Origin of the sequence: Bartonella sp. AP9QHHD (genome assembly GCF_042195625.1) — a bacterium.
Taxonomy (GTDB): Bacteria; Pseudomonadota; Alphaproteobacteria; order Rhizobiales; family Rhizobiaceae; genus Bartonella.
Map to the genome: position 1 here is coordinate 1 of NZ_JBHIOP010000076.1, position 3,780 is coordinate 3,780.

General features: G+C 41.3%; 3 protein-coding genes and 2 pseudogenes. All 5 read left to right on the forward strand.

Going from position 1 to position 3,780, the window contains the following annotated elements; all coding sequences use genetic code 11:
* Window positions 1-610: pseudogene (locus ACFIK4_RS05540) on the forward strand (hypothetical protein); the annotation flags it as partial.
* On the forward strand, window positions 610-987 hold the full coding sequence (locus ACFIK4_RS05545; protein WP_375675369.1) for a hypothetical protein: 378 nt from the start codon (window positions 610-612) through the stop codon (window positions 985-987). The pseudogene ACFIK4_RS05540 and the gene ACFIK4_RS05545, both read left to right, overlap by 1 nt.
* A 1-nt stretch (window position 988) precedes the next feature.
* Window positions 989-1,924, forward strand: a complete 936-nt coding sequence (locus ACFIK4_RS05550) for a hypothetical protein (protein WP_375675371.1) — start codon at window positions 989-991, stop codon at window positions 1,922-1,924.
* A 24-nt stretch (window positions 1,925-1,948) separates the two neighbouring features.
* Complete coding sequence (locus tag ACFIK4_RS05555) at window positions 1,949-3,403, forward strand: hypothetical protein (RefSeq protein ID WP_375675373.1); 1,455 nt, start codon at window positions 1,949-1,951, stop codon at window positions 3,401-3,403.
* A pseudogene (locus ACFIK4_RS05560) lies at window positions 3,404-3,780 on the forward strand (glycine zipper family protein); the annotation flags it as partial.

A 3,780-nucleotide genomic window follows, 5' to 3' on the forward strand; every position in this document is an offset into this window, starting at 1 on the left:
TGATGAGATGCAAGGGGTTATAGATCCCATTGATAACCGGATTTACTGGTCCTTAAAAAGAGGTAATAACGAGCAAACGACCTTTGTCTATGATTGGGGATTGCAGAAATGGTCGACGCTACAGGGAAAACTTTTCACGTTGTTTCCAGTATTTACGACAGGGTATACTTTAGAACAGTTAGATGAGATATCGATCAATCTTGAGACATTGCCGGCTTCTTTAGACAGCCCTCGTTGGCAAAGTGGCGCACCCATGCTTGGTGCTTTTGATGATGAAAATCGGCTTGTTATGTTTACGGGAGCACCGATGGAGGCAACGGTTGTTTCGCAAGAATTGGGAGCACCAGATGGAAGTTTTAACTTTATCACGAAAATGTTTGCCGAAGTTGATACGACGGAAGGTCTTTTAAGTATCGGAGAACGTCGGCTTCGTAATGATCAGACACCGATTACATGGCACCAAGAGAGGGCATGTTCTTATCTTACGGGCGCTTATCATGGTCGTTCGCGCAATCGTTATCACCGCTTTAAATTGCGTATTCCTGAAGGCGTTCATTGGAACCATATCACAGGATTTAATGTGGATTTACGTCCTTTAGGCAGAGGGTAATGGCAAAAGTCTTTTTGACCACGTCTTGGGATATGGAGCGTATAGCNNNNAAACATGAAATCACGTTGCAAGAGCTCCTTGAAGCGATTTGCAGTGGCAAGAAACAGTTATGGCTTGTTTTGGATGATGACGAGCGCTTTTTAGCGGCATTCACGACCCAGATACAACAGACAGTTTTAGGAAAGAAGCGCGCTCTGATTTGTGAATGTAGTGGCAAGGGCGTTCTTGATCAAGTTGATAATTTGACATTTGTAGAGGATTGGGCGCGTGAGAATGGTGCTTTTGAGATAGAGATTTTAGGGCGTTTAGGTTGGAAGCGCGCATTGAACAAACAAGGTTATGGCATAACGATGCTTTATTATAAGAAGGAATTGTGACATGGGGAGCAGTAGACCAGCAACGACAGAACAGAAGCAGGTACAAACAAGCGCCCCTCCTACTTGGATGCAGAATGTATTTAAGCGAGGGGGTGCAGATGCGTATAACATGTATGATACAGGGATGGGTGGTAATGTGTATGGAGGACCTCGTGTTGCCCCGTTAAGTGCTCCAACTTACCAAGCAATCGGAGGTCTTGGAGCTATTCCTCATCAATATCAAAATTATATGAATCATTTGATGAATACTCCCATGCAGGCAGAAAGAAATATTGGTGAATTGGCTTCTAGTTATAAAGGGGGCTATGATCAGGATTTTGAAGATGTACTTAAAAAATCTATGGATGATGTGAGAGATACGATTAACAGCTCTTTTGTAGGTGCTGGTGGTTATGGATCTGGTGCGCATACAAAAGTGTTGGCGCGTGAACTTGATGCATTGTCTAAAAGTGCTAGGATTAATCATTACCGTCAGAATAAGCAGGATATGTTACATGCTAATGCCTTACTTGGTGATTTTAATAAGTATCGCTTAGGCATGATAGGCAACTTATTCCCCTCTTATAATAATGCCTATTCGAATATGTTGCAGGGGTCATCTGTTCTTAATGACTACAATCAACGCCTTGTTGATGCCAATAGAGAACGTTGGCTGGAACAAGACAATAGCGGCTGGAATAGGTTGAATATGCTTATGAATGCCGGTCATGGTTTTGCAAGGAATTACGGCACGACGACGAATAATCATACAATCTCTAAGATAGAGGGCAATAATCCGTGGAAAAATGTAGGGGCTATAGGTTCTTTAGCACTTCAAGCAGCACCGATGGCTTTTGGTTACATGGCAGGTGGTCCAATGGGAGCAGCGTTGGCAGGAGGAGCATCCAAGTTTTTTTTAGATTACATGAATCAAAAGAAAGCTCTGGAGAATAATTAAAGAATAGTTTTGTAGGAGAGTGTGATGGCATTTCCAATATTATTTCCATTAGCTGGGGCAGCTTTTATGGCAGCAAGAGCTGCGCCTCATGTTTTTAGGTATCTTGCTCCTAAAGCGGTTACAGGGGCGAATAGATTGGGACAATTAATAACAAAGAACCCCGTGGGGAATTTCATAACAAAGTACCCCAAAACCTCTCTATTTATGACTGGAATGTCAGGTATTGAAAGTATGATGACACCAGAGAAAGCACAAGCCCCATCCAACCCCTATTTACAGAATAGTCTGAATCCATATGGACCATTTATGCCCTATACGGCTCCTAAAGCGGAAATGCCTCTTGGATTTGATCAACATCCACCCATGCCAAATGCACTAGAGAGTACTCCACAAGAACTAAAACCTCATGTTAATGAACAAACGCAACCATTAGCACCCGCTTCCCCAACACCGACTCCTGAACTGACAGATGCAGAGAAATTTTTACAGTCCAATACTTATAAGTTTTTTCAATCAGATGCGTATCAGAAGCTCAAAGATCTTTTTGCAGGTATGGCGGAATCTTCATCAGACGGTTCTGGGTGGGATGCGCTTGCAAGTGGTGTGAAGCATCTTAATGAAGGTGATAAACGAAGAGAACAAGTCAATCAAACCGTCGAATACCTAAAATCTAAAGGTTACAGCGAAGAAGAAGCTGCTATCATGGCACGTAATCCGCAAATGCTTAGTGCGATGCTAACAGGTGGTGATAAACCTCAGTTAGATAAAGGTTATGAATGGGATCCCAATTCACAACTAGGTGAACGTAGAGCGAGACCGGTTAAGGGGTCGATGCAGGAACTTGAGTATAATCAGAAAAAACGAGACATAGAAGAGTGGGAAATAGGTAAGAGAAACACTGCTGCTGTAGCAGCAAAAGAAATTAATCATATTGTGGATACAGTTAACAATGCTCTTCAAATTATAGAGAAGAATCCCAAAAAGGCTGCTGGTAAGGTCGGTGCTTTTACTCAGATTTTCCCCGATACTGCTGCAAAAACATTAAAAAATAAATTAAAAACGCTTGAAGGTGGTGTCTTTGTTCGAGTGATTGAAGCAATCAAAAAGCAAAGTGACGGCGGGAAATTAGGCGTTGGACCGTTATCTAATGAAGAAAGCAGGCGCATAGTAGCATCTTATGGTACTATGGACATTAGCGATAAACCAGAAGAACTATATAAAACGCTCTTAAAAATCAAAGATATGTTTGATCTTTTTAAAAAACTGAATGATGAGGAAATTTATAGGTTGTCAAATGGAATGGAAGTAAGACCGCGTCTAAAGTATTCTGCTCAATATGCTAATCAGTCGATGTCACAAGGAGGTAGTGCAAACTTGCCAACTATAAGTAGCAGAGAAGATATTAAAAAACTTGCTATTGGAGAAAGAGTATCCATACCAGACGGTAACTATATATATGACATTATTAGGGATAGATAAATGGTTCATCATAATAATACTCATCAAGATTTTCCAGATTTTGGTCCTGGAATAAGAATTATACGCCGTATCCCTAAAGAGGAATACGAAACATCGGTAGAGGAACCATTTCCAGATTTTGGTCCTGGAATAAGGGTTATACGTCGTATCCCTAAAGATGAATACGAAACATCATCCCAACATCCCGAAATAAGTAGCAGTGAAGCCTTTTGGAATTCTTTAAAGCATGGATTGAGTTTTAATTTAGATGATGAGATTGCGGGGATCACAGCGGCAGGACGTGATTCTGATGATGCGTTGGCAATAATTGCTTTTGCGAAGGGGCTTTACAACTATTGGACTGGAGATAAGAAAACCATAGAAAAATATGAGAAAGA